This window comes from Romboutsia sp. 1001216sp1 (assembly GCF_039841805.1).
Lineage (GTDB): Bacteria > Bacillota > Clostridia > Peptostreptococcales > Peptostreptococcaceae > Romboutsia_C > Romboutsia_C hominis.
Genome location: NZ_JBDPHA010000023.1, coordinates 1 through 25094 on the forward strand (window position 1 = coordinate 1; position 25094 = coordinate 25094).

Sequence of the window (25094 nt, forward strand, 5' to 3'; positions counted from 1 at the left end):
TACCTGGTTGATAGGTCGAAGGTGTAAGTGCAGTAATGTATTTAGCTTATCGATACTAATAGGTCGAGGACTTGACCAAAAATCATTAACTAAATGATATACAGTTTTCAGAGTATTAACTCTAAAAGATAAAGATTATGTGGTTATTATAGCAAAGAGGATACACCTGTTCCCATACCGAACACAGAAGTTAAGCTCTTTAGCGCTGATGGTACTTGGAGGGCGACCTCCTGGGAGAGTAAGACGTAGCCACGTAATCTTTTTTTTGCGTTCAAAAATATATTTATATGAAAATTTACAAATTATGCATGTAGTTGTATACTATAAAGAGTGAACAGAAATATTACATACGATTTGGAGGTTGTCTATGAATATAGGGGTGATAGGAGTTAATCATAATGTAGCTCCCATAGAGATAAGAGAAAAAGTTTCTTTTACAGATATACAAAAAATAGAAGCTATAAATTATTTATTAGACAAAGAAATAGAAGAAATTATAATACTATCTACATGTAATAGAAGTGAAATATATATTCAATCAAAAAATATTGAAAACAAAATAAAAATTGTAGAAGAGTTTTATGAATCATTTTTCAATTTACCTGGAGTTAAACAGTATTTATTCACTAAAAAAGATAGAGATGCTATAGAGCATATATACAAAGTTTCTGCAGGTTTAGATTCTATAGTGTTAGGTGAAGATCAAATATTAGGTCAAGTCAGAGATGCACATGAATTTTCTATGCAATTAGGAGCTAGTAAGAAAAAATTCAACAAGCTATTCAGGGAAGCTATCACAGTTTCTAAAGATATAAAAACCAAAACTAAAATATCACAACAGCCATTATCAATAAGTTACATAGGGGTTAGATTCTTAGAAGAAAAACTAGGCAATTTAGAGGGGAAAAATGCACTAGTTATAGGAATTGGTAAGATGAGTAAGTTGACAATGAAACATTTAGAAGAAGGAAAAGTTAATACCATATATGTTTCAAATCGTAGTCATGGGAAAATAAAAGAGATAGAAAATGATTATAAAAATATTGTACCTATACAATATAACGATAGATATAAAGTGTTAAATGATGTTGATATGGTAATAAGCGCAACGGCATCTCCACATATTATAATAAAGGCAGATGAAATGCCAAAGATTGAAAGAAAAATATATATGATGGATATAGCTCTTCCTAGAGATATAGATCCAGATATAAATAAGTTAGAGAATGTAGAACTCTATGATATAGATGATTTAAAACAAATACATGATAAGAATGATCAAAAGAGAAAAGAGTTAGCTAATATTGGCTTAGGAATGATAAATGAAAGTATAGATGAATTTGTAGAGTGGCTAGACTCAACTAATATAGATCCTACGATAGAATCTTTGAATGAAAGATGCGATGAAATAAGAGAAGATACATTAGATTATATTTTTAGAAAGATCAATCTTGATAATAGGGAGAAAAAAATTATTGAAAAGATGATGACTTCTGCCCTAAAGAGACTTATAAGAGAACCGATAATAAATTTAAAGCAAACTAAGGATAAAGGCAAAAGAGAAGAATATATGAAAATGGTAGAAGAACTATTCGAAATATAAACTAAGGAGGACATGACTATGAAAAACGAAAAGTCATCAAAGATATATGAAGAAGCAATAGAATATATACCTGGAGGGGTTAATAGCCCAGTTAGAGCGTTTAAATCAGTAGGATTAGATCCAATATTTATAGATAGAGCACACGGAAGTAGAATATATGATGTTGACGGAAATGAATATATAGATTATATATGCTCTTGGGGACCACTTATGCTAGGTCATAGCCCAAAAGAAATAGTAGAGGGAATTGAAGAAGTTGTATCTAGAGGAACTAGCTATGGAGTTCCAACAGCTATAGAAGTTGAAATGGCTAAGATAATAGTAGAAGCATATCCAGCTATAGATCAAGTACGTATGGTAAATTCAGGGACTGAGGCAACTATGAGTGCATTAAGAGTAGCTAGAGGATTTACAAAAAGAAATAAAATATTAAAGTTTGAAGGTTGCTACCATGGTCATTCAGATGCTTTATTAGTTAAGTCTGGTTCAGGAACAATAACATATGGAGTACCAACTAGCCCTGGAGTTCCATCTGATGTAGTTAAAGATACATTAGTTTGTAGATACAATGATTTAGATGCAGTAAGAGAAATATTTAAAACTCAAGGACATGAAATAGCCGCTGTAATAGTTGAAACAGTAGCAGGAAACATGGGTGTAGTTCCAGGTAAGCAAGAGTTCTTACAATTATTAAGAGATATAACTAAAGAATATGGAAGTGTTTTAATATTTGATGAAGTTATAACAGGATTTAGATTAAATTATAGTAGCTCTGTTGGATATTTTGGAATAAAGCCAGATATGGTATGTTTCGGTAAAATAATAGGAGCAGGACTTCCTGTTGGTGCTTATGGTGGAACTAAAGAAATAATGAGTATGGTTTCTCCAGTTGGACCAGTATATCAAGCAGGTACATTATCAGGAAACCCACTAGCTATGTATATGGGTAAAAAGAACTTAGAAATATTAAGAGATAATCCTCAAATCTATAAAGAGTTAGAAGAAAAAGCTATAAGATTAGAAGAAGGATTAAAATCTAATATAGAAAAATTAGGTCTTAACTACACAGTTAATAGAGCTGGTTCATTAGTTTGTTTATTCTTTACACATGGACCAATAGAAAACTATGATGATGTTACAAGATGTGATGTTTCTAAGTTTAATAAGTATTTTGAAGAGTTATTAAAAAGAGGAATTCTTTTAGCTCCTACACAGTTTGAAGCAATGTTCTTATCAAATGCTCATACTAATGAGGACATAGATTATACTATAAATGCTAGTTATGAGGCATTAAAAATAGCTCATAATCTTTAAAACTAAATATAAATCTCGATAAAATTTACCATATGATATGAAGGATATATAAATGCCATGTAGAATAGTTTATTTATATGTAAAATATATATGAATTTTGGAGAGGTTTTTCACTAAACCTAGCCTTACTGGCTAGGTAAATTATTTTCGAAGAAACGAGATGATATATATGAATTCACTAGATTATGTATTAAATAATATAGATTCACTAGATAGAGAATCTATGGATGAAGCTAAAAAAAGATTAGATAGACTTATAAAGCCAGTTGGAAGTTTAGGTAAGATGGAAGAAATTTGTATGCAATTAGCTGGGATATATAGAAAAAAAGAGCTTGATACATCTAAAAAAGCTATTATAGCATTTGCTGGAGATCATGGTGTTTATGAAGAAGGTGTAGCTCCGGATCCTCAAAGTATAACTTATCTTCAATTCCCGAACTTTACAAAAGGATTAAATGGAGTAGGAGTTATAAGTAAATTTGTAGGAGCAGATGTAATAGCTATAGATGTTGGTATAAATTGTGACCATAAACTAGATGGTGTGATTGATAAAAAGATAAGAAAATCTACATCTAATATGGCTAAGGGACCTGCAATGAGTAGAGATGAAGCTATAAAATCCATAGAAATAGGGATAGAAGCAGCAAATGAGTGTATAGATAATGGTTATAAGCTTATAGGAATAGGTGAAATGGGTATATGTAACACTACACCAAGTAGTGCTATAATATCTGTAATAGATGGATGTGATCCAGCAGAAGTTACAGGAATGGGAGCTGGACTTAAAAAAGATAGAATAAAGCATAAAGCTGATACTATAAGAAAAGCTATAGAACTAAACAAGCCAAATAGAGAAGATGCTATAGATATATTATCGAAGGTTGGCGGATTTGAGATAGGTTCTATGGCAGGAGTTATATTAGCATGTAGTGCTAGAAATGTTCCTGTTGTATTAGATGGATTTATATCTTATGCAGCTGCTCTTTTAGCCTACACTCTAAATCCAATAACTAGGGAATATATGATAGCATCTCATACATCAGCAGAGCCAGGTACACAAAAAGCACTAGATATGCTAAATTTAAGTACTGTATTAAATATGGATATGAGATTAGGAGAAGGTAGTGGTGCAGCACTTGCATTTAATATAATTGAAGCATCAAATTATACATATACAAATATGGCGACATTTGATGAGATAGATATGGGAAGATAGAAAAAGCAATAAGGAGATAAGTATGAGCAAAGTTATACTAGTAACTGGTGGAGCAAGATCAGGAAAAAGTAGTTTTGCAGAACAATTATGTAAAGATAGAAATAACAATACTGCATATATTGCAACATCGATACCCTTTGATGATGAGATGAAAGATAGGGTAAAAAAACATAAGGAAAGTAGACCACAAAACTGGAAAACATATGAAATATATAAGGATATATATTCTATAATTGAGGATATATCTAAATCTCACAAAACAGTTATATTAGATTGTGTAACTTTATTAGTGAATAATTTAATGTTTACGCATGATATAGATATTGAAAATGCAACACAAGATGAGATAAATGAATTAGAAAAGTACATAAAAGATCAAGTTAATAAACTGATAGAAGAGATAAGAAAAACAGAACTTTATTTTGTTGCTGTTACTAATGAATTAGGAATGGCAGTAGTTCCTGCTAATAAACTTAGTAGAGTATATACGGATATAGTAGGTAGAATAAATCAACAAATAGCAGCCCAAAGTGACGAAGTCTATTTTGTAGTTAGTTCAATACCTATGAAAATTAAGGGATAATTATGAAAAGATTTATATCAATACTTCAGTTTATGACTAGAATACCAATAAATATAGATGTAGGATTTGATGATGAATTTCATAAAACTATAACATACTTTCCATTGGTAGGGTTTGTATTAGGTATTTTATTATTTATAATTGGTACTGTATCAAACATATTATTTGACCCATTTATAACATCAATATTGGTAACCTTAGGTTCTGTTATATTGACAGGGGGGTTACATATTGATGGATTGGGAGATACATTTGATGCTATATATAGTTATAGGGATAAGGAAAAAATGCTAGAAATAATGAAAGATTCAAGACTTGGGACAAATTCATTATTGGCTATAGTATTTTTAATTTTACTTAAGATAGGTTTTATATATAGCTTAATAAACAATAATTTAATGTGGACTATAATATTTATGCCTGTTATAGGTAGACTTGGAGTAATAAGATTAACATATAAAACTGTTACACCAAGAGAGAAAGGAATGGGGAACTTATTTATAGGTAAAGCAACTACATCAATGTTTTTAACTGCAATACTATATACGATGGCATTGATTATATTAGTAGCCAAATTTGTATTTAAATCTTCAATAACGTTGCCTATATTAGCATCTATAATAGTTGTTATTTTATTTAATCAATTATTTAAAAATCATATATACAAAAAAATTGATGGAGTTACAGGAGATATATTAGGGTGTAGTATAGAACTTGGAGAAGTTATATATTTACTTTACATATATCTTATAATAGGGTAACCTTAAAAGAGGTGATACTATAATGACTAAATTAGTTTTAGTAAGACATGCATTGACTATAGATAATCAAAGTAAAAGATTATCAGGACATATAGACAGTGTAGTTAGTGAAGTTGGAATTAAGCAAATAGAGAAATTAACCAAATACTTAGATGGTATACATATAGATAAGATATACACAACAACATCTTCAAGAACAAAAGATACTGTAAAAGATGTTGCAAAGAAAAAAGGGATAGAAATAATAGAAAAAGAAACATTGAAAGAAATTAGTTTTGGGGATTTTGAGGGGATTACTTTTGATGACATAAAAAAGAATTATCCAGAAGAATTTAACTCGATGATAGAAAAAGGATATGAGTACAGATATCCAAATGGTGAAAGTCTTATTGATTCATTTATAAGAGTATCAAATGAGGTTAAAGAAATTATAAATATGGATAAAGGCAAAACAATACTTATATGTTCTCATGGAGGAACTATAAGGAACATAATAAGTTATTTAGTATCAGGAAGCTACAAATACCATTGGAATTTTAAAATAGATAATGCATCAGTAAGTATTTTAGAAGTAGAAGATGGATTTGCAGTCATAGATAGTATGAATAACACAAGTTTTATAAATAATTAAAATCAAATAGTATATTAACTTAGGTTCTACAAGATTAATAGGGAAAAAGGTTAAAAGCCTTTGCAGCCCCCGCTACTGTAATATTGACGAAACTACAATTTGCCACTGTCCTTTGGATGGGAAGGAGTAGGAGTAGGATGAAATTGAGCCAGGATACCTGCCTAAATTAATTAATTATAAAATCTCCGGGGTGAGGGATTTTTATTCAGATAAAATATAACTATCGCTTATAAAGTATGTACCTATAATAAAACATCAGAGTATATGCATATTAGCAGATAAATTATACTTTGTTAAAACTTAAATTATAATAAATAAATCTATTATGAAATCTACATATTAATCATAAATACATAAAGTGTATTTTAGATTAATACAATAAGATTTAGTATTATATAGTTTAAGTATATAGTAAAGATTAAATAGTTATATTTTGTTACATGCTATATAGTTTGATATGTTACAAAACATATGAAACAAGTAATATATTAGCATTAGAATAAAAGCCTTAACTCTTAAGAGTTAGGGCTTTTTTGATTATAAGGAAATCAAATTAAGTAATATAAGGAGAATCTTATGGGAAAAAAGATAATGTTACAAGGTACAGCATCAAATGTTGGTAAAAGTATATTAACAGCTGGTTTATGTAGGATTTTCAAACAAGATGGATATAGTGTAGCACCATTTAAATCTCAAAATATGGCGTTAAATTCTTTTATAACAAAAGAAGGTTTAGAAATGGGAAGAGCACAAGTATTTCAGGCGGAAGCTTGTGGAATAGAGCCAATTGCAGATATGAATCCAGTACTTCTAAAACCATCAGGTAATCATAGATGCCAAGTTATAGTAAGGGGTAAAGTTAGAGATGATATATCATCATCAGAATACCATGATTATAAGCCAATACTTGCTAAAGAACTTAAAACTATATTTAATCAGTTTAGTGAGAACTATGATGTTGTTGTTATGGAGGGGGCAGGTAGTACAGCAGAAATAAACTTAAGAGAACATGACATTGCTAATATGGGTATGGCAGAAATCGCAGATGCTCCTGTAATAATAGTGGGGGATATCGATAGAGGTGGAGTTTTCGCATCACTAGCAGGTACGATGCTTTTACTAAGTGAAGAGGAAAGAAAAAGAGTCAAAGGTGTAATAATAAATAAATTTAGAGGAAGAAAAGAACTTTTATATGATGGCATAAAAATGCTTGAAGAAATAATAAAGGTTCCTGTCCTTGGAGTAGTGCCATATAGTGATATAAAAATAGAAGATGAAGACAGTGTAACAACTAGATTTAAAACTAAAATGAAAAAGAGTGATATACATATTGAGATAATTAGAACACCTCATATGTCTAATTTCACAGATTTTAATATATTTGAGACTCAAGAAGATGTGAGTATTAGGTATGTTGATTATGGAGAGACTCTTTCAAATCCAGATATGATAATACTTCCTGGAAGTAAAAGTACTATAGATGACCTTAAGTATATAAGGGAAAGTGGTCTAGAGGAACAAATAAAAGATTTACAGAAAAAAGGAAAGTTAGTATTTGGGATATGTGGTGGATATCAAATGTTAGGCAAGAAATTAAAAGACCCTTACCATGTAGAAGGCGAAATTGAAGAAATAGATGGTATAGGACTTTTAGATATAGAAACTACATTTGAAAAAGAAAAAACAACTACACAAGTGAATGCCACTATATGTAAAAATTTAAATGGATATTTAGCAAACTTATCAGGAATGAAAGTAAAAGGTTATGAAATTCATATGGGAATAAGTGATATAGGTAAAGAAGTATATAACCTAAATGAAATAAACAATAAATTAGGAGAAGACGTAAGCTACCTAGAAGGAAGTGTAAATAAAGAAGGTAATGTAGTAGGAACTTATTTACATGGAATATTTGATGAAATAGATTTTACTAGAGCTCTATTAAATAATATCAGAGAAGAAAAAGGCCTTGAAAGAATAGACACTAAAGTAACTTCTTTCGAAGCCTTTAAGCAAAATGAATATGATAAACTAGCTGATTTACTAAGAGAACATTTAGATATAGAGAAGATATATAAAATAATGGAAGAACATGAAGAAGAAATATAAACAATACAAAAATAAAATGATGGTTAGGTGAAATATATGAAAAAAATCTTAATCGCAGGAACTAATAGTGGAGTAGGAAAAACAACAATATCTTTAGGTATAATGCAAGCACTTACAAAAAGAAGTATGAAGGTTCAACCATATAAAGTTGGACCGGATTATATAGATCCATCATATCATACATTTATAACAGGTAGAGACTCCAGAAACCTAGATTCATATATGCTAGATGATGAAAAAATTAAGTATGTATTTAATTCTGCATCTAAAGATGCAGATATATCAGTGATTGAAGGTGTTATGGGTCTTTATGATGGAATAGGAATAGACTTAGATAATTGTACAAGTTCTCATACATCGAAGATATTAAAAGCACCAGTTATATTAGTTATAAATGGAAAAGCTATGGCAGCATCTAGTGCAGCCATGGTACTTGGATACAAGGAACTTGATAAAGATGTAGACATAAAAGGTGTAATAGTAAACAACGTAAAAACTAAGACTCACTACGAAATAATTAAAAAAGCAATTGAAACATATTGTGGGATAGAGGTCTTAGGATACTTCCCACCTAATGATGAATTTTCATTAGAGTCAAGACACTTAGGTTTAGTTCCAAGCGTAGAAATTGATTCACTAAAAAATAAATTTAGTAATTTAGCAGATGAAATAGAAAAATATATAAATATAGATAGAATAATAGAAATAGCTGAAACAGAAGAAGTTTGTAGTAATTTTGAGTTAAAAGACTTTATAAAAGAAAATAAGATAAAAGATAAAACTATAGCTATAGCCTATGATAAAGCATTTAATTTCTACTACAAAGAAAATATAGAATTATTAAAAGAACTAGGGCTAAATATAAAATACTTTAGTCCACTAGAAGATGAAAAAGTACCACAATCAGATTACATATATATAGGTGGAGGGTTTCCAGAAATATTTGCAAAAGAAATAGAATCAAATAAAAGTATGAGAAGTTCTATAAAAGAAGCTCATACAAATAAAATTCCTATATATGCTGAATGTGGTGGACTTATGTATCTAGGAGAAAAATTAATAGACCAAAATAATAATGAATATGATATGGTAGGAATATTTAATGGAGTTAGTAAGATGACAAAATCATTAAAGAGATTTGGATATTGTTATGGAGAGTCCAAAAAAGATACAATCTTATCTAAAAAAGGTGAGATTATAAAAGGACATGAATTCCACCATTCTATATTTGAAACTAATGAGGAATGTGCCTATATAATGAGAAAAGAAAGAGATAAAAAAGTGGTAGATGAATGGGAAGGTGGATATAGCAAAGATAAAACTTTAGCAACATATTTACATACTCATTTTTACAATAACTTAGATTGTATAAAAAATTTCTTAAATAGTGGATGTAAAGACTATTTAGAAAGAGGAAACAATTAATATGAATATATTATCTATTTATATAGGATACATAATAGACTTAATAGTAGGAGACCCATATTCATTTCCTCACCCAGTTAGATATATTGGTAAATTAATAAAGAAGACCGAAAGTATAATAAGAAAAAAAGCTAAGAGTGATAAAGCTTTAAAAACAGGTGGATTTTTCTTATGGTTTATAGTAGTCGGGATAACATATTTAGTTACTTATTTAATAATAAAACTAAGTAGCTTTATACCAGGAGGATTTTTAGTAACAAATTCAATACTGATATATACCACATTAGCTACAAAATGTTTAAAAGATGAAGCTGTCAAAATATATAATGTATTAAAAACAGGAGATATAGAAAAAGCAAGAATACAAGTATCTTATATAGTAGGAAGAGACACTACTCAACTAAATGAAGGTGAAATAATAAGGGCAACTGTAGAAACTGTTGCTGAAAATACTGTAGATGGAATAATTGCACCTATGTTTTATGCATTTATAGGTGGAGCTCCACTTGCTATGGCATATAAAGCAATCAATACTTTGGATTCAACAGTAGGCTATAAAAATGAAAAGTACAAAGATTTAGGATTTGCATCAGCTAAGATTGATGATATAGCTAACTTTATACCAGCTAGGATATCTGTACTACTTATGTCTATAGGAAGCTTATTAGTAGGACATAACTGTAAAGAAGCTTTAAAAATCGGTATAAGAGATAGAAAAAATCACAAAAGTCCAAATTGTGCTTATGCTGAAGGTGCTGTTGCAGGAGCTTTGGGAGTACAGTTAGGTGGTACAAATATTTATTTTGGAAAAGCTGTCTATAAGCCTACAATAGGAGATAAACATAGAGAAATAGAGGTAGAAGATATAGTTAGAACAAATAAAATAATGTATGCTTCATCTATAACTTCAATGATTGTATTTACAATAATATTTATATTACTATAGGGGGATTTATGAAAGACTTAGGACATGGAGCAAATGTAGAACAAATAGGAAAAAATTATAATATAGATCCAAAAGAGATAATAGATTTTAGTTCTAATGTAAATCCAAAGATTATAAAAGATTTAGATAAGTATATACTAGAAGGCTTAGAAGAAAGTAGGAGCTATCCAGATATAAATTATACCAACTTAAGAAAAAATATAGGTAATTATCTAAATATTCAAAGTGAATATATAATACCTGGAAATGGTGCTACAGAGGTAATCTATTTATTAATGAAAGCTATAGGCAAAAGACTGGCAATATTAAACCCTACGTTTTCAGAATATAGAAGAAGTGCAAAATTAAATGGATTAGAAGTTATAGATTTAAATTTAAATGAAGAAAATCAATTTTTAATAGATATAGAAGAAATTAAAAATAATTTAGATAAGTTTGATAGCTTATTTATATGTAATCCTAATAATCCAAATGGGAAAGCACAAGAATTAAATGAGTTACTAAACATATTGAAACAAAATAATAAATTTTTAATAGTTGATGAAACTTTTATGGAATTTGCAGAAAAAGAAGAAATTTATAGTTTAGTAAATAATATAAAAAGTTACGATAATCTATTTATAATCAAAGCAGTAACTAAATTCTTTGGAATGCCTGGATTAAGATTGGGATACGGTATTACGAGCAATAAAGATATAATAAATAAAATTTATCATTATAAAGAACCGTGGACTATAAATGCATTTGCAGATACTTTATCTAAATATATATTCAGGGATAAAGAGTATATAGAAGATAGCAAAAACTATTATATAGAAGAACGAAAATATATGTTAAAAGAATTAAGAAGTATAGAAAATATATCAGTTTATGATACTGATACAAATTTTTTATTAATTAAACTGAACAATAGAAGGGCAAATGAAATAAAAGTCGAATTATTAAGAAGAAGTAAAATTCTTATCAGAGATGCATCGAATTTTATCGGATTAGATGATAGATATATAAGAGTTGCAATTAAATCTCATGATGATAATAAAATTCTTATAGAGAATATGAAAAACTTATTAGGTGATTAGCATGAAATATTATGGATTTTGTCCAGCATCATGTGGAGAGTTTGTTCAAGGTATGGTAGATGGAGAAGAGTATCTTAGCTCATATGCCATAGATATGTATTCAGTAGCAATGATTGAAGAAAAGCTAGGTAAAGTCAATGTAGGTCCTAGTAAATCTAGAAAGGCTATAGAAGCTGTTTTTAAGAAATTTAACTTGCCTATCAAAGATAGTAAAAATATTTCTTTAACTATAAAAAGTGATATACCGGTAGGTAAAGGTATGGCTAGTTCAACAGCAGATATAGGAGCTACTATAGTAGCTACTCTAGATTTGATAGGAAGAAATTTAACTAGTGAAGAAATATCAAAACTTGCATCTACTATAGAACCAACAGATTCTACATACATAGAAAACAACTGCATATTTAACCCACTTAGTGGTGAAATAGTAAAAAATCTAGGAAGTATAAAAGATTGCAGAGTAATAATACTAGAGCCTAACAAGACGTTAGATACTATAAAAATAAGAAGTAACCCTAACTATAGAAATATAAAACTAAAAAATCAAGATATTATAAAAGAATCATTTTACCTTTTAGAAGGCGGTATAAAAAATAATGATTTAAGTAATATCGGAAAAGCATGTACTTTAAGTAGCTTAGCCAATGAAAATATAGACCCAAAAGAAGGATTAAAAGAGATAATAAATATTTCGCAAAATTATGGTGCCTATGGTGTAAACATTGCTCATAGTGGAACTGTAATAGGTATTATCGTAGACAATTATATGAATGATAATAAATTGATAGATATTTTAAAAACCAATAAAATACATAAAACATACAATAAAATTTATACTCTAGATATTATAGACGGAGGAATTAGGAGGGAACCACCATGGAATATATCAAAAATCCTATGATGATAGAAGAAAAAAGCTTCATAATGATACAAGAAATAATAGATGAAATAAGACCAGGGTATGAGTACAAAAATGAAGTAGAAGAAAAAATAATAAAGCGTTGTATACATACAACAGCAGACTTTGAATATTTAGATATATTAAAAATATCGGATACAGCAGTAGAAAATATAGTAGATGCTTTAAAAAACAATGCAACTATATATACGGATACTAATATGGCTTTAAGTGGAATAAATAAAAGAAGATTAGAGGCATTAGGTTGTAAATATAGATGCTTAGTGGCAGAAGAAGAAACTGCAAAACTAGCTAAGGAAAAAGGAATAACTCGTTCGATGGCAGCTGTTGAGATAGCAGCAAAGGATTCAGGAAGAAAAATATTTGTGCTTGGAAATGCGCCAACAGCTTTATATAAAGTAATGGAAATGAGAGATGCAAAAGAACTTGAAGTAGATGCTGTAATAGGTGTTCCAGTTGGATTTGTTGGAGCAGCAGAGTCAAAAGATGAATTAGAAAAAACAGATATACCATACATCATATCAAAAGGAAGAAAAGGTGGAAGTAACTTAGCAGCAGCTATAGTTAATGCTATTTTATACACTATGTAGGTAATATTATGGAAGAGTATGTATATATAGAAGGTAAAAAGTATAGAAGAGGATACACAACAGGTTCTTGTGCTACAGGAGCATCAAAAGCTGCAACATACATGCTATTAACTAAAAAGAGTATAGATACTGTAAATATAGATACTCCAAAAGGCATACCATTGACATTGAATGTATTTAATATAGATATTAATGATGATTACGTCGAATGTTCTACAGAAAAAGATGGTGGAGATGATATTGATGCTACACATACTATGCATATTCACGCTAGAGCTGAAATCATCAATAGAGAAGATAATGAAGATATAGTTGTGTGTGGAGGAGTAGGTATTGGAGTAGTAACTAAAAAAGGATTGAGTGTTGAGGTTGGAAAGCCAGCAATTAATCCAACTCCTATGAAAATGATACATAGTGAGTTAAGAAAAGTAGTTGGTGAAGATATAAGTAAAGTTATAGGTAAAAATAAATCTTTAAAGATTACCATATTTGCACCAAAAGGAGAAGATGTAGCAAAAAAGACATTTAATCCAAGGCTTGGAATAGTTGGAGGTATATCTATCATAGGAACTACAGGCATAGTAGAACCTATGAGTGATGAAGGATGGAAAAAATCTTTGTCTATAGAACTACAAATGAAAAGAGAACAAGGATTAGATAAGATAATTCTAGTACCAGGAAATCATGGAGAACAGTTCATAAGAGAAAATTTGGGATTAGATATGAAATATGTAATAAGAACTAGTAACTTTATAGGATATATGCTAAAAGAAGCCCAGAGAATGGGTTATAAGAAAATACTTATGGCAGGTCATATAGGAAAATTTATAAAAATATCAGCTGGTATATTTAACACACATAGTAAAGTAGCTGATGCGAGAAGTGAAATATTAGTATCTAATCTAGCATTAATGAAAGCTCCATATGAATTTTTAGAAAAGATAAGTGAGTGTCTTACTGCTGAAGAAGCCGTTGAACTTATAAATAATAGTGAGTACAAAAGCTTTTACAATTTGGTAAGTAACAAATGTAAGCATAAAATTAAACAATATCTATGTGATGATGATATGGACGTAGAGGTTATTATGTTTTCTATGGACAAGACATTACTAGGTAAATCAGATAATACAGATAATCTAGTGGAGGTATTTAGATGATAAATGTCATAGGGTTAGGGCCAGGGAATACTGATTATATAACTAGATTAGGTGAGAAATTAATTAAAAACTCTGATGTTGTAATTGGAGGAAGAAGGAATTTAGAATCGATAAAAGATTTTGAAGGAGAAAAGATAGAGTTAGCATCAAATTTAAAAGAGATAGTGGATTATATAAATAATAATAAAGATAAACAAATATCTGTTATAGCATCAGGTGATCCATTGATGTATGGAATAGGAAGATATCTTTCTAAAAATATAGACACTAATAAATTAAATATAGTATCAGGAATTAGTTCGCTTCAATATATATTTTCAAAAATATATGTTGATATGAACGACCTATATATAACTAGTAGCCATGGAAAAGTACCAGACTTTGATTATGTACTTTCTCACAAGAAGGTATGTATGGTTACTGATAAAATAATTGGTCCTAAAGAAATATGTAAAGAAATAATAAAAAGAAATCTAGATAAAACAGTTGTAGTAGGAGAAAATCTATCCTATGAAAATGAAAGAATTACAATAGGAAAACCAGAAGAAATTTTAAAAGTAGAAAACTTTGATATGTGCGTAGTTGTAATACTAGAAGGTGGAGATTGCATATGAAAAACAGTGAGTTTATAACAGGAAAAGTTCCTATAACAAAAGAAGAAGTTAGAGCAGTATCTATAATTAAACTAGACTTAGCAAATGCTAAAAGATTTATAGATGTAGGAGCAGGAACAGGCAGTGTAAGTATAGAAGCTGCATACCATTATACAAATCTAGAAGTTATTTCTATAGAAAGAAACGATGATGCTATAGATTTAATAAATAAAAATGTAGAGAAGTTTGAGTTAGATAATGTAGAAGTAATTAAAGCATATGCACCTATAGATATAGAAGGAAAAGTGGATGCTATATTTTTAGGAGGAACAGGCAATAAACTAGAGGAAATACTAACTTGGTCTAAGGATATGTTAGTAGAAGGTGGAAGACTTGTAGCAAATTTTATAATAGTAGATACATTTAATGAAACTTTAAGATTATTAAGAGAGTATGGATTTGAAAATATAGATGTTTCAGTTTTAAATGTAGCTAAGCTAGAAAAACTAGGAAGAGGAGAATATTTTAAACCTCTAAATCCAATCTATATAATATCTTGTGAGAAGGGGAGAGACTAATATGTTAAATAAAATACATTTCGTAGGAGCAGGACCAGGAGATAAGGAATTAATAACTTTAAAAGGATATAAGCTTTTAAGTAATGCAGATGTAGTAATATATGCAGGTTCATTAGTTAATCCAGAACTTTTAGAATACTGTAAAGAAGGTTGTGAGATACATAATAGTGCTCATATGGATTTACATCAAATTATAGAAGTAATGGAAAAGGGAGTTAGAGAAGGAAAATCTGTAGTAAGACTACAAACAGGAGACTTCTCTATATATGGGTCAATAAGAGAACAAGTTGAAGAATTATTTAAATTAGATATAGATTATGATTGTACACCAGGAGTTAGTTCATTCTTAGGAGCAGCATCAGCTTTAGGAGTTGAATACACAGTTCCAGAAATATCTCAAAGTGTAGTGATAACAAGAATGGAAGGAAGAACTCCAGTACCTGAAAAAGAATCAATAGAGTCTTTTGCTAAGCATCAAACTTCTATGGCTATATTCTTATCAGTACAAGATATAGAGAAAGTAGTAGAAAGACTTCATGAAGGTGGATATCCAATGGATACTCCAATAGCTGTTGTTTATAAAGCTACTTGGTCAGACGAAAAGATAGTAAAAGGAACATTACAAGACATAGCTAAAAAAGTAAAAGAAAATGATATAAGAAAGACTGCTTTAATATTAGTAGGGCAATTTTTAGGTAAAGAATATAACAATTCGAAGTTATATGATAAGGACTTCAAACATGAGTATAGAAAATAAAATAGCCATAGTTTGTATAACTGAAAATGGAAAGAATCTAGCACTTGAAATACAATCCAAACTTAATAATGGAGATGTATATCTAGTAAGAAATAAGAAGAATAATTTTAAGATAGGTGAAGAAAAAGATAATGTATTCTTAGTAGAGGATAAGCTTAGTAATTTAGTTCCTAGTTTATTTGAAGAATATCAATATATTATGTTTTTAATGGCTACAGGCATAGTGGTAAGAGTTATAGCTCCTTATATAAATAGCAAATTTAGCGATCCTGCTATATTAGTAAGCGATGAAAAAGGACAAAACATTATAAGCTTACTAAGTGGTCATATGGGTGGAGCTAATGAAATGACCAGCCATATAAGTGAACTAATAGGAGCTAATCCTGTTATAACTACAGCAACAGATGTAAATAAAAAATCATCTTTAGACATGATTGCTAAAAAATTAGATGCTCATATAGATGATTTTAGAGAAAACGTCAAAGATGTAAATGCTATGTTAGTCAACAATCAAGAAGTTGGGTTATATATCGATGGAAATTATGAAGTAGATACTAGAGGATTTAAGATATTAACTAATTTTGAAAATGTAGATAATCTAGAAAAAATAGTCATTGTAAGTAGCAAAAACAACTTTCTAGATTACTATTTAGAAAACAAAAAACAGAGCGATTTAGATGAAAAAGTACTAAGAAAAAAACATAGAGAAAACAATATTATAAAGGTAGTGCCAAAGGAAATAGTAATAGGCATTGGATGTAGAAGAAATACAGAAAGTAGTCTGTTACAAGAGTCTTTAAACGATTTGTTACATAAATATAATATTGATATTAACTCAATCAAAGAGATTGGAAGTATAGATGTAAAAAGTGATGAAAAAGCCATAATAGATTTAGCATCGAGTCTATCGGTGCCATTTATAACTTTTTCAGTTGATGAAATATCTAAGGTAGACCATCTATTTGGAAAATCTGAATTTGTAAAAAAGAATGTAGGAGTGTACTGTGTTTCTGAACCAGTAGCATATCTGCTAAGTGAAGGAAATTTAATAATAGAAAAACATAAATATAAAGGAATAACAATTTCTGTAGGGAGAGTGTCAAAATGATATACGTTATAGGTATAGGACCTGGAAGTAAAGAATTAATGACTATGCAATGCATAAATGCAATAAAGGATTCTGAAGTTATAGTAGGCTATAAAACTTATATAAACTTAATAACAGACCTTATCGAAGGAAAAGAAGTAGTACAAAATGGAATGAGACAAGAAATAGATAGATGTAAGGAAGCTGTAGAAATAGCTAAGACTGGTAAAAAGGTTGCGGTTATAAGTAGTGGGGATGCAGGAATATATGGAATGGCAGGATTAATATTAGAACTTGTATCTAAAGAAGAACAAAATATAGAAGTTAAGGTTATACCTGGAGTAACTGCAAGTATAGGTGCAGCAGCAATACTTGGAGCTCCTATAATGCACGATTTCTGTCACATAAGCTTAAGTGATTTATTAACTCCATGGGAAGTTATAGAAAAAAGACTAAGATTAGCAGCTGAGGCAGATTTTGCAATATGTCTATATAACCCAAGAAGCAAAGGTAGAAGTGAACATTTAGCTAGAGCCTTTGAAATAATGGGAGAATTTAAAGATGGAAAAACTCCAGTCGGAATAGTTAAGGATGTAGGAAGAGAGAAGGAAGAAAAGTTTATATGTACATTTGATACTATGGATTTTGAAAGAGTTGATATGACTACTATGGTTATAATAGGGAACAAATCAACATTTATACATGAAGATTTAATGATAACTCCAAGAGGTTACAATATATGATATTAGTTTTAGGTGGAACATCAGACAGTATAGAAATATGTGACAGACTTAATAAATATGAGAACCTAGAATATACACTTTCCGTAACAACTAATTACGGAGAGGATCTTGCAAGAAAGAAAGCAAAAAATGTTATAAATGGAAGGCTGTCAAAAGAAGATATGATAGATTTCATACAAAGAAATAACATAACTAAAATTATAGATGCCACACACCCATATGCTATAGAAGTATCTAAAAATGCTATTGAGTGTGTTGAGGAAACAAAGATAGACTATATAAGATATGAGAGAAAATCTTTAATAGATGATATTACTTATGAAAATAAATACATAGTAAGCAGTATAAAAGATGCTTGTGAAGTAGCAAGAAAAAAAGGAAATAACATATTTATAGGAACAGGTAGTAAGCATTTACCAGAAATAGTTGAGCTTATACCAGATAGAAATTTAATAGTTAGAGTACTTCCTACAAGTGAAGTGATATTAAGTTGTGAAAAATTAGGGTTAAATGCAGATAATATAATAGCTATGAGAGGTCCTTTTAGCCAAAGTATAAATGAAGAATTTTATAAACATTATGATATAGATATTGTGATAACTAAAGAAAGTGGTGTAGCAGGTGGTTTCTTAGAGAAAGTAGATGCTTGTGAATCACTTAATATACCTGTAGTAATTGTATCTAGAGAAAAAATAGATTATCCGTATGTTGTAAATAGCATAGACGAAGTAGAAGACTATATAAAATAAATTCAAGGTGGGATTAGTATGAAGAAAGCAGTTTTAGTAGTGAGTTTTGGGACTTCTTACAAAGAAACGAGAGAAAAGACAATAGAAGCTTGTGAAAATAAAATAAAAAATGGATTAGAAGGATATGACTTCTTTAGAGCATTTACTTCTAACATGATAATAAGGAAATTAAAAAATAGAGATGGAATAGAAATTGAAAATCCAATTCAAGCTTTAGATAGATTATATGAAGAAGGATATGAAGACGTTATAGTTCAAACACTTCATATAATATGTGGTGAAGAATTTACTAAATTAAAAGAACAAGTAGATAGCTATCAAGATAAATTTAAGAAAATTGTTTTAGGTAGACCATTACTTACATATATAGAAGATTACAAGGAAACAGTAGAAGCAATAAAGCATCAAATACCTCAAATGAAAAAAGATGAAGCTGTTGTATTTATGGGACATGGAACATTCCACGAGTCACATGCATCATACCCAGCATTAGAATACATGATGAGAGATGCAGGAATAAATGCTTACGTTGGAACTGTTGAAGGATATCCAGAAATAGATAATGTTATAAAAAGATTAAAAGAAGATAATATAAAAACAGTTAATTTAATGCCTTTTATGTTAGTAGCAGGAGACCATGCTATAAATGATATGGCAGGAGATGAAGAAGATTCATGGAAAAATGTACTAGAAAACTTTGGATTTGAAGTAAAAGTTCATTTACAAGGGTTAGGGGAAAATCCATATATACAAGATAAATTTATGAATCATGCAAATGATTGTGTAGAAAAAATAAATGAATTAGGACAAATTTGTTAATTAACTAGGAGGAGATTGAAGATGGCAAAATTTTATGGAATAGGTACAGGACCTGGAGATAGCTCATTATTAACAATAAAAGCAGTCGAAACTTTAGAAAAGTTAGATATATTATATACACCAGAAGCTAAAAAAGGCGGGGAAAGTTTAGCTTTATCAATAGTAAGTAAGTATCTACCAAAAGAATTAGAAATAAAATCAAGACACTTCCCAATGAACTTCAATGATGGAGAAAAGATAGTGGCTTGGAATAAAATAGCTGATGAGATAGTTGAGGATGTTAAAGAAGGTAAAAATGTTGGATTTGTAACATTAGGGGATCCAATGATATATAGTACGTATGTATATATAATGGAAAGACTTATAGGAAATATAGATGTTGAAACTATACCAGGGATATCTTCATTCTCTAATATAGCATCAAACCAAAATTTCCCATTAGTAATGGATAGAGAGCCATTAATAATAATACCATGCACGATAGAAGAAGAAAAAATAGATTATGCATTAGAAAATTATAGCTCTATAGTATTAATGAAAGTATATAAAAACTTTAAAGAAATAGTAGCTAAGCTAGAAAAGAATGGTCTTATAGAACATGCTATATTAGTAAGTAATTCATCTCAAGATAGAGAAGTGGTATACTATAACTTAAGAGAAGTTAATCTTGAAGAAAAGATATCTTACTTCTCAACTATATTAGTTAATAAAGAAGTTAAAAAGGAAGCTCAAGTAGGATAACATTGTAACATCTAAAGGAGATTTTAGTTATGAAGATAATTGTTGGAACGAGAGGAAGTAAATTAGCAGTTACTCAAACTAATTGGGTAATAGATAAGCTAAAAGAAAAGAACCCTAGTGTTGAATTCGAAGTTAAAATAATAAAAACTAAAGGTGATATAATACAAAACGTTAGTCTAGATAAAATAGGTGATAAAGGCCTATTCGTTAAAGAAATAGAGCAACAACTAATAGATGGGGAAATAGATATGGCTGTTCATAGTATGAAAGATATGCCATCATCTTTACCTAATGGATTAAAGTTTGCAGGGATACCTAAAAGGGAAGATCCAAGAGATGTACTTATATTAAAAGAAGGTTACTCTAGTATAGAAGACTTACCTCAAGGAGCAACTATAGGAACTGGAAGTAAAAGAAGAAAATATCAATTATTAAAACATAGACCTGATTTAAATATAGTTCCAATAAGAGGGAATGTAGATACTAGGATAAGAAAAATAACTGATGAGAATTTAGACGGTGTTGTTTTAGCTGCATCTGGAATATTAAGGGTTGGATTAGAAGAAAAAATCAGCTGCTATTTACCAACAGACGTAGTAGTGCCAGCACCTGCACAAGGGGCATTAGCAATAGAGATAAGAGAAGATAATTATCAAGTAGAAGTAGTGATAAACTCGTTACGAGACGAATTAACCGAACTTCAAGTTAGTGCAGAAAGAGGCTTTTTAGATGGTGTTGATGGAAGCTGTCATATTCCTATGGGAGCTTATTGTGAAGTAAATGAGGATAGTATAAAGCTTACTGGATTATTTGGTGATGAAGAAGGTAAAAAATTAATCATCAAATCAATAGAAGGAGATAAAAATTCCCCAAGAGAGTTAGGTAAAGAATTAGCTAAATTAGTTTTAAAGGAGTATGAAAAATATGAAGGGTAAAGTTTATCTTGTAGGTGCAGGACCTGGAGATTATAAATTACTAACATTAAAAGGTCTAGAATGTGTACAAAAAGCAGACGTTATAGTATATGATAGATTAGCAAATGAGAACTATTTAAAAGAAGCTAAGCCTAACTGCGAATTTATATATGTAGGAAAAGCATCAAGCAATCATACTCTTCCACAAGAGGATATAAATAGAGTTATAGCAGATAAAGCAAAAGAAGGGAAAATAGTAACTAGACTCAAGGGTGGAGACCCATATGTATTTGGTAGAGGTGGAGAAGAAGGAGAACTTCTAAGAGAAGAAGGAATAGAGTTTGAAGTTGTTCCAGGAATAACTTCTGCTATAGGTGGATTATGCTATGCAGGTATACCTATAACTCATAGAGATTATGCATCTTCTTTCCATGTAATAACAGGTCATTTAAGAGAAGATGATAAAGAAAATCCAGAAATAAACTGGAATGCTTTAGCAAATACCAATGGAACACTAGTATTTTTAATGGGAGTTGCGAACTTACAAAAAATAAGTTCTAACTTAATAAAAGAAGGAAAGTCTAAAGATACTCCTGTTGCTCTTATAAGTTGGGCAACTAGATATAATCAAAGAGTAGTAATATCTACCTTAGAAAATGTATATGAAACAGCAATAAAGGAAGGTGTGAAACCACCGACGCTTATAGTTGTTGGAGAGGTAGTAGGACTTAGAGATAAGTTAAACTTCTTTGAAAATAAGCCACTATTCAGTAAACGTGTAATAGTGACTAGGTCAAGAACACAAAGTAGTTCACTAGTAGAAAAAATAAGTGACTTAGGTGGTAATCCTATAGAGATACCAACTATAAAAATAGATAAAATAGAAAATAATATAGAACTAGAAAATGAAATAAATAACATTAAAGATTATACATACTTAGTTTTAACAAGTAAAAATGGAGTAGACATATTCTTTGATAAATTAGATGAAATGGGGCTTGATAGTAGAGCTCTAGCAAATTTAAAAGTATGTGCTATAGGAAGTGCTACAGCTAAAGAGATAAAAAATAGAGGAATAAAAGCAGATATAGTTCCAGAAAAGTTTGTAGCAGAGTACTTATTTGAAGAATTAAAACCAATGTTAAAATCAACAGATAAAGTATTAATGCCTAGAGCGAAAAATGCTAGAGATTATCTAGTTGATAAAATAGGTGAAATTTGTGAAGTCAAAGAAATACATACATATGAAACAGTAGTAGATTCTACAAGAAAAGATGAAGTTTTAGAACTATTAGATCAAGATAATGCTGATTATATAACTTTTGCTAGCTCATCTACAGTAAAGAATTTTGTAGAAATAATAGGTGAAGAGAATATAGATAAATTAAATAATATAAAAGTTATATCTATAGGACCTATAACAACACAGACGATTAAAGAATTAGGTTTAAACCTGTATAAAGAAGCAGAAGTTTCAACTATAGATGGAATGATTAGCACTATTATAGAAGATAAATAAGTATTATAATTGATGTGTAGTTATTTATATATTTATGGAGGCGACAAAATGTTAAGAAGACCTAGAAGACTAAGAGTAAATAAAGCTACAAGAAATTTAGTTAGAGAGACTAAGTTAAATGTTGAAGATTTTATATATCCTCTATTTGTAGTAGAAGGTGAAAATATAAAAAGAGAAATATCATCTTTACCAGATGTATATCATTTTTCACTAGATATGCTAGAAGAGGAGATAAAGGAATTAAAAGAATTAGGAATAGAACATGTAATATTATTTGGTATACCTCATGACCATGAAAAAGATCCTCATGGAAAAGAAGCATATAATGACAATGGTATAATTCAAAGGGCTATTAGAAAAATAAAAGAAATAGACAGTAATATGAATGTAGTTACTGATGTATGTATGTGTGAATACACTAGCCATGGTCACTGCGGAATATTAACAGAAACTGGATACGTAGATAATGATATAACATTAGAATACTTATCTAAAATAGCAGTAAGTCATGCAAAAGCAGGTGCTGATATAATCTCGCCATCTGATATGATGGATGGTAGAATAAAAGCCTTAAGAGAGGCTTTAGATAAAGAAGGATTTGTACATATACCAATAATGTCTTATAGTGTTAAGTATGCATCTACATTCTATGGACCATTTAGAGAAGCTGCTAACTCTGCACCATCATTTGGTGATAGAAAAACATACCAAATGGATCCAGCAAATAGTAATGAAGCATTAATAGAAGCTGAACTTGATGTACTAGAAGGTGCAGATATATTAATGGTTAAGCCTGCATTATCTTATTTAGATGTAATAAGAAGAGTCAAAGATAATTACAACCTACCACTTGCGGCATATAATGTTAGTGGAGAGTATGCAATGCTTAAATCAGCTGTTAAAAATGGAATATTAAGTGAAGGAGCTATTTATGAATCTGTTATGTCTATAAAAAGAGCCGGTGCAGATATAATAATAACTTACTTTGCAAAAGATTTAGCTAAGATGATTAAAGAAAATAGATAAATATATACACAAAAAGGAGTAACTTTTGTTGCTCCTTTTTAATATACATAGTCAATAAATTATCTAGATTATTATACATAATAAAATAAGAGTAAAATAAGGAGAAACCAGTATGCTTTATCCAATAAATATAGATATAAGTGATATAAAGATAACTGTTATAGGAGGTGGAGAAGTTGCATATAGAAAGTGCAAAAACTTTTTAGCCTTTGGCAAAACAGTGAAAGTTATATCTAAAGATTACATAAATAAATTTGGAGAATTAAAAGATAAACTAGAAATTGTTAATGATGAATATAAAGAAGAATACTTAAAAGATAGTTTTATAGTAGTTGCAGCTACAAATAATAAAGAAGTTAATAGAAAAATAGGTATATATTGTAGAGAAAATGGTAAACTAGTTAATGTAGTAGATGATATAGAATTATCTAATTTTACTGTTCCTTCATATGTAAAAAGAGGAGATTTGCTTATAAGTATATCGACAGGAGGTAAAAGTCCCTCACTATCTTCTAAAATAAAAAAAGAATTAGAAGAAAAATATGATGATAGTTATGAAGAATATATAGATATATTAGGCGAATTAAGAAAAGAAATAATAAAAAAATATGAAGACGTTTCATTAAGAAGAAAAAAACTTAAAGCATTGATAAATCTAGATTTAGCAGAACTTAGAGAACTAAAAATAGAATATCAAAAATAAAAATAATAAAAAACTTTTAAAAAAGTGTTGACGATACAAAATTATGGTGATATAGTATTACTTGTCCTTAAGAAAAGGGCAAAACGAAAATGAACTTTGAAAATTAAACAGTAGGTTAATTTATATAACTAATGATTCTTAAAAGAATCGAAAACAAACCAAGCCAGATATTCAGATAATGATAGTCTGAGCAGGTAACAACTTTTATTTGAGAGTTTGATCCTGGCTCAGGATGAACGCTGGCGGCGTGCCTAACACATGCAAGTCGAGCGATTTACTTCGGTAAAGAGCGGCGGACGGGTGAGTAACGCGTGGGTAACCTGCCCTGTACACACGGATAACATACCGAAAGGTATGCTAATACGAGATAACATGAGAAAGTCGCATGGCTTTCTTATCAAAGTTTTTGCGGTACAGGATGGACCCGCGTCTGATTAGCTAGTTGGTAAGGTAACGGCTTACCAAGGCGACGATCAGTAGCCGACCTGAGAGGGTGATCGGCCACATTGGAACTGAGACACGGTCCAAACTC

The 25094-nt window shown here is 29.7% G+C and carries 25 protein-coding genes, 3 rRNA genes and 1 riboswitch; all 28 genes read left to right on the forward strand.

Going from position 1 to position 25094, the window contains the following annotated elements; genetic code table 11:
- Nucleotides 1–79 (forward strand): 23S ribosomal RNA (locus ABHC41_RS14030); the annotation flags it as partial.
- Nucleotides 80–138: 59 nt separating this feature from the next.
- Nucleotides 139–255, forward strand: a 5S ribosomal RNA gene (gene rrf / locus ABHC41_RS14035).
- A gap of 112 nt (nucleotides 256–367) precedes the next feature.
- Complete coding sequence (gene hemA, locus ABHC41_RS14040) at nucleotides 368–1603, forward strand: glutamyl-tRNA reductase (RefSeq protein WP_166506064.1); 1236 nt, start codon at nucleotides 368–370, stop codon at nucleotides 1601–1603.
- Between the two features lie 18 nt (nucleotides 1604–1621).
- Nucleotides 1622–2917 carry a glutamate-1-semialdehyde 2,1-aminomutase gene (gene hemL, locus ABHC41_RS14045; protein WP_166506063.1) on the forward strand — a complete coding sequence of 432 codons (1296 nt, stop codon included), beginning with the start codon at nucleotides 1622–1624 and terminating at the stop codon, nucleotides 2915–2917.
- Nucleotides 2918–3086: 169 nt separating this feature from the next.
- On the forward strand, nucleotides 3087–4133 hold the full coding sequence (gene cobT, locus ABHC41_RS14050) for a nicotinate-nucleotide--dimethylbenzimidazole phosphoribosyltransferase (RefSeq protein ID WP_092922135.1): 1047 nt from the start codon (nucleotides 3087–3089) through the stop codon (nucleotides 4131–4133).
- A 22-nt stretch (nucleotides 4134–4155) separates the two neighbouring features.
- Nucleotides 4156–4716 (forward strand): bifunctional adenosylcobinamide kinase/adenosylcobinamide-phosphate guanylyltransferase, encoded by a 561-nt coding sequence (gene cobU / locus ABHC41_RS14055; protein WP_092922138.1) that lies wholly within the window; start codon nucleotides 4156–4158, stop codon nucleotides 4714–4716.
- Nucleotides 4717–4718: 2 nt separating this feature from the next.
- Complete coding sequence (gene cobS / locus ABHC41_RS14060) at nucleotides 4719–5477, forward strand: adenosylcobinamide-GDP ribazoletransferase (RefSeq protein WP_271894391.1); 759 nt, start codon at nucleotides 4719–4721, stop codon at nucleotides 5475–5477.
- A 22-nt stretch (nucleotides 5478–5499) separates the two neighbouring features.
- Nucleotides 5500–6108: a histidine phosphatase family protein gene (locus ABHC41_RS14065; RefSeq protein ID WP_271894394.1), complete on the forward strand. Its 609-nt coding sequence runs from the start codon at nucleotides 5500–5502 to the stop codon at nucleotides 6106–6108.
- A 4-nt stretch (nucleotides 6109–6112) separates the two neighbouring features.
- Nucleotides 6113–6288: riboswitch (cobalamin riboswitch) on the forward strand.
- Between the two features lie 396 nt (nucleotides 6289–6684).
- Entirely contained in the window at nucleotides 6685–8217 is a 1533-nt protein-coding gene (locus tag ABHC41_RS14070) for a cobyric acid synthase (RefSeq protein ID WP_271894397.1), read from the forward strand.
- A gap of 36 nt (nucleotides 8218–8253) precedes the next feature.
- Nucleotides 8254–9642: a cobyrinate a,c-diamide synthase gene (locus ABHC41_RS14075; protein WP_271894399.1), complete on the forward strand. Its 1389-nt coding sequence runs from the start codon at nucleotides 8254–8256 to the stop codon at nucleotides 9640–9642.
- Nucleotide 9643: 1 nt separating this feature from the next.
- On the forward strand, nucleotides 9644–10588 hold the full coding sequence (cbiB, locus tag ABHC41_RS14080) for an adenosylcobinamide-phosphate synthase CbiB (RefSeq protein WP_092922153.1): 945 nt from the start codon (nucleotides 9644–9646) through the stop codon (nucleotides 10586–10588).
- An 8-nt stretch (nucleotides 10589–10596) separates the two neighbouring features.
- Nucleotides 10597–11667: an aminotransferase class I/II-fold pyridoxal phosphate-dependent enzyme gene (locus tag ABHC41_RS14085; RefSeq protein ID WP_092922201.1), complete on the forward strand. Its 1071-nt coding sequence runs from the start codon at nucleotides 10597–10599 to the stop codon at nucleotides 11665–11667.
- Nucleotide 11668: 1 nt separating this feature from the next.
- A complete protein-coding gene (locus ABHC41_RS14090) occupies nucleotides 11669–12568 on the forward strand; it encodes a cobalamin biosynthesis protein (RefSeq protein ID WP_271894403.1) in 900 nt (299 codons plus the stop codon).
- Nucleotides 12544–13176 (forward strand): cobalt-precorrin-8 methylmutase, encoded by a 633-nt coding sequence (locus ABHC41_RS14095; RefSeq protein ID WP_166506057.1) that lies wholly within the window; start codon nucleotides 12544–12546, stop codon nucleotides 13174–13176. The genes ABHC41_RS14090 and ABHC41_RS14095 overlap by 25 nt, the downstream gene beginning before the upstream one ends.
- A gap of 8 nt (nucleotides 13177–13184) precedes the next feature.
- The gene (cbiD, locus tag ABHC41_RS14100; RefSeq protein WP_166506056.1) at nucleotides 13185–14333 is read left to right on the forward strand and encodes a cobalt-precorrin-5B (C(1))-methyltransferase CbiD; all 1149 of its coding nucleotides are present in this window, start codon (nucleotides 13185–13187) and stop codon (nucleotides 14331–14333) included.
- Complete coding sequence (locus ABHC41_RS14105) at nucleotides 14330–14947, forward strand: cobalt-precorrin-7 (C(5))-methyltransferase (RefSeq protein WP_166506055.1); 618 nt, start codon at nucleotides 14330–14332, stop codon at nucleotides 14945–14947. The genes cbiD and ABHC41_RS14105 overlap by 4 nt, the downstream gene beginning before the upstream one ends.
- Nucleotides 14944–15504, forward strand: a complete 561-nt coding sequence (locus ABHC41_RS14110; RefSeq protein ID WP_271894407.1) for a decarboxylating cobalt-precorrin-6B (C(15))-methyltransferase — start codon at nucleotides 14944–14946, stop codon at nucleotides 15502–15504. The genes ABHC41_RS14105 and ABHC41_RS14110 overlap by 4 nt, the downstream gene beginning before the upstream one ends.
- A gap of 1 nt (nucleotide 15505) precedes the next feature.
- Complete coding sequence (locus ABHC41_RS14115) at nucleotides 15506–16261, forward strand: cobalt-precorrin-4 methyltransferase (RefSeq protein WP_271894410.1); 756 nt, start codon at nucleotides 15506–15508, stop codon at nucleotides 16259–16261.
- On the forward strand, nucleotides 16245–17369 hold the full coding sequence (cbiG, locus tag ABHC41_RS14120; RefSeq protein WP_271959438.1) for a cobalt-precorrin 5A hydrolase: 1125 nt from the start codon (nucleotides 16245–16247) through the stop codon (nucleotides 17367–17369). The genes ABHC41_RS14115 and cbiG overlap by 17 nt, the downstream gene beginning before the upstream one ends.
- Nucleotides 17366–18091, forward strand: coding sequence for a precorrin-3B C(17)-methyltransferase (gene cobJ, locus ABHC41_RS14125; RefSeq protein ID WP_271894414.1), 726 nt, complete (start codon nucleotides 17366–17368; stop codon nucleotides 18089–18091). The genes cbiG and cobJ overlap by 4 nt, the downstream gene beginning before the upstream one ends.
- Nucleotides 18088–18840 (forward strand): precorrin-6A reductase, encoded by a 753-nt coding sequence (cobK, locus tag ABHC41_RS14130; protein WP_092922228.1) that lies wholly within the window; start codon nucleotides 18088–18090, stop codon nucleotides 18838–18840. The genes cobJ and cobK overlap by 4 nt, the downstream gene beginning before the upstream one ends.
- A gap of 18 nt (nucleotides 18841–18858) precedes the next feature.
- On the forward strand, nucleotides 18859–19659 hold the full coding sequence (locus ABHC41_RS14135) for a sirohydrochlorin cobaltochelatase (RefSeq protein WP_092922231.1): 801 nt from the start codon (nucleotides 18859–18861) through the stop codon (nucleotides 19657–19659).
- A gap of 21 nt (nucleotides 19660–19680) precedes the next feature.
- Nucleotides 19681–20400, forward strand: a complete 720-nt coding sequence (locus ABHC41_RS14140; RefSeq protein WP_092922234.1) for a cobalt-factor II C(20)-methyltransferase — start codon at nucleotides 19681–19683, stop codon at nucleotides 20398–20400.
- A 29-nt stretch (nucleotides 20401–20429) separates the two neighbouring features.
- On the forward strand, nucleotides 20430–21335 hold the full coding sequence (gene hemC, locus ABHC41_RS14145) for a hydroxymethylbilane synthase (protein WP_195238807.1): 906 nt from the start codon (nucleotides 20430–20432) through the stop codon (nucleotides 21333–21335).
- The gene (cobA, locus tag ABHC41_RS14150) at nucleotides 21325–22833 is read left to right on the forward strand and encodes a uroporphyrinogen-III C-methyltransferase (RefSeq protein ID WP_166506048.1); all 1509 of its coding nucleotides are present in this window, start codon (nucleotides 21325–21327) and stop codon (nucleotides 22831–22833) included. Before hemC ends, cobA begins: the two co-directional genes overlap by 11 nt.
- A 48-nt stretch (nucleotides 22834–22881) precedes the next feature.
- On the forward strand, nucleotides 22882–23859 hold the full coding sequence (gene hemB / locus ABHC41_RS14155; RefSeq protein WP_092922243.1) for a porphobilinogen synthase: 978 nt from the start codon (nucleotides 22882–22884) through the stop codon (nucleotides 23857–23859).
- Between the two features lie 112 nt (nucleotides 23860–23971).
- Nucleotides 23972–24562, forward strand: coding sequence for a bifunctional precorrin-2 dehydrogenase/sirohydrochlorin ferrochelatase (locus tag ABHC41_RS14160; RefSeq protein ID WP_195238808.1), 591 nt, complete (start codon nucleotides 23972–23974; stop codon nucleotides 24560–24562).
- A gap of 204 nt (nucleotides 24563–24766) precedes the next feature.
- Nucleotides 24767–25094, forward strand: a 16S ribosomal RNA gene (locus ABHC41_RS14165); the annotation flags it as partial.

Coding starts and splice junctions, on each gene's coding strand:
- hemA (WP_166506064.1), top strand. CDS start 368: ATGAATATAGGGGTGATAGGAGTTAATCATAATGTAGCTCCCATAGAG.
- hemL (WP_166506063.1), top strand. CDS start 1,622: ATGAAAAACGAAAAGTCATCAAAGATATATGAAGAAGCAATAGAATAT.
- cobT (WP_092922135.1), top strand. CDS start 3,087: ATGAATTCACTAGATTATGTATTAAATAATATAGATTCACTAGATAGA.
- cobU (WP_092922138.1), top strand. CDS start 4,156: ATGAGCAAAGTTATACTAGTAACTGGTGGAGCAAGATCAGGAAAAAGT.
- cobS (WP_271894391.1), top strand. CDS start 4,719: ATGAAAAGATTTATATCAATACTTCAGTTTATGACTAGAATACCAATA.
- ABHC41_RS14065 (WP_271894394.1), top strand. CDS start 5,500: ATGACTAAATTAGTTTTAGTAAGACATGCATTGACTATAGATAATCAA.
- ABHC41_RS14070 (WP_271894397.1), top strand. CDS start 6,685: ATGGGAAAAAAGATAATGTTACAAGGTACAGCATCAAATGTTGGTAAA.
- ABHC41_RS14075 (WP_271894399.1), top strand. CDS start 8,254: ATGAAAAAAATCTTAATCGCAGGAACTAATAGTGGAGTAGGAAAAACA.
- cbiB (WP_092922153.1), top strand. CDS start 9,644: ATGAATATATTATCTATTTATATAGGATACATAATAGACTTAATAGTA.
- ABHC41_RS14085 (WP_092922201.1), top strand. CDS start 10,597: ATGAAAGACTTAGGACATGGAGCAAATGTAGAACAAATAGGAAAAAAT.
- ABHC41_RS14090 (WP_271894403.1), top strand. CDS start 11,669: ATGAAATATTATGGATTTTGTCCAGCATCATGTGGAGAGTTTGTTCAA.
- ABHC41_RS14095 (WP_166506057.1), top strand. CDS start 12,544: ATGGAATATATCAAAAATCCTATGATGATAGAAGAAAAAAGCTTCATA.
- cbiD (WP_166506056.1), top strand. CDS start 13,185: ATGGAAGAGTATGTATATATAGAAGGTAAAAAGTATAGAAGAGGATAC.
- ABHC41_RS14105 (WP_166506055.1), top strand. CDS start 14,330: ATGATAAATGTCATAGGGTTAGGGCCAGGGAATACTGATTATATAACT.
- ABHC41_RS14110 (WP_271894407.1), top strand. CDS start 14,944: ATGAAAAACAGTGAGTTTATAACAGGAAAAGTTCCTATAACAAAAGAA.
- ABHC41_RS14115 (WP_271894410.1), top strand. CDS start 15,506: ATGTTAAATAAAATACATTTCGTAGGAGCAGGACCAGGAGATAAGGAA.
- cbiG (WP_271959438.1), top strand. CDS start 16,245: ATGAGTATAGAAAATAAAATAGCCATAGTTTGTATAACTGAAAATGGA.
- cobJ (WP_271894414.1), top strand. CDS start 17,366: ATGATATACGTTATAGGTATAGGACCTGGAAGTAAAGAATTAATGACT.
- cobK (WP_092922228.1), top strand. CDS start 18,088: ATGATATTAGTTTTAGGTGGAACATCAGACAGTATAGAAATATGTGAC.
- ABHC41_RS14135 (WP_092922231.1), top strand. CDS start 18,859: ATGAAGAAAGCAGTTTTAGTAGTGAGTTTTGGGACTTCTTACAAAGAA.
- ABHC41_RS14140 (WP_092922234.1), top strand. CDS start 19,681: ATGGCAAAATTTTATGGAATAGGTACAGGACCTGGAGATAGCTCATTA.
- hemC (WP_195238807.1), top strand. CDS start 20,430: ATGAAGATAATTGTTGGAACGAGAGGAAGTAAATTAGCAGTTACTCAA.
- cobA (WP_166506048.1), top strand. CDS start 21,325: ATGAAGGGTAAAGTTTATCTTGTAGGTGCAGGACCTGGAGATTATAAA.
- hemB (WP_092922243.1), top strand. CDS start 22,882: ATGTTAAGAAGACCTAGAAGACTAAGAGTAAATAAAGCTACAAGAAAT.
- ABHC41_RS14160 (WP_195238808.1), top strand. CDS start 23,972: ATGCTTTATCCAATAAATATAGATATAAGTGATATAAAGATAACTGTT.